Raw genomic sequence first — 584 nt, forward strand, 5'->3', positions numbered from 1 at the left:
GATCGAGGCGGCGTTACGCCCGGGCGTCTCGGTGGCGCGCATGGCGCAAGAGCACGGGATCAACGCCAATCTGCTGCGCAAGTGGATCACGAAATACCTGATGGAGCGCGAGAAAGGCGTCTCGCCGACGCCGCGGGATAACGGCGACGACTTGCCGCATTCGGGTGATGCGACTGACAGCCTGGCGATCGATCCTCTGAGTTCTCACCAACTCGTCGTTGCCGCGGCACCACCACCTGCGTTCGTACCAGTCGTTGCGGTACCGCCTGCGTCCACACCGCCACCCCCGTCGATGACGCTCACGCTACATGTGCATCTCTCGAACGGTGTCGAACTCGAACTGGGCAAAGCCATCGCGACCATTGATGAACTGACAACCCTGGTTCAGATCCTTGGGAGGATGCCGTGTTCCGGTTCGACGACAATCTGAAGGTGTATCTGCACCGCGATCCTGTCGACTTCCGGTACGGCATGAACAGCCTGTCGATTCTCGTTGAACAGTCGATGCGCCTGAATCCGATGGACTCGTCGCTTTACATCTTCGGAAACCGGCGTCGCGACAGGATCAAGATCCTTGGCTGGGA

At 59.9% G+C, this 584-nt stretch carries 2 protein-coding genes; both read left to right on the plus strand.

Annotated features, from left to right (window positions below; translation table 11 throughout):
• The coding region (locus SB822_RS54775) for a transposase (protein WP_410858808.1) at positions 1-430 on the plus strand (430 nt) is incomplete at its 5' end.
• Positions 431-432: 2 nt separating this feature from the next.
• A partial coding sequence (gene tnpB / locus SB822_RS54780; RefSeq protein ID WP_410858809.1) for an IS66 family insertion sequence element accessory protein TnpB occupies positions 433-584 on the plus strand: 152 nt, incomplete at its 3' end.

The organism is Paraburkholderia sp. SIMBA_054, assembly GCF_046534875.1.
Classification (GTDB): domain Bacteria; phylum Pseudomonadota; class Gammaproteobacteria; order Burkholderiales; family Burkholderiaceae; genus Paraburkholderia; species Paraburkholderia hospita.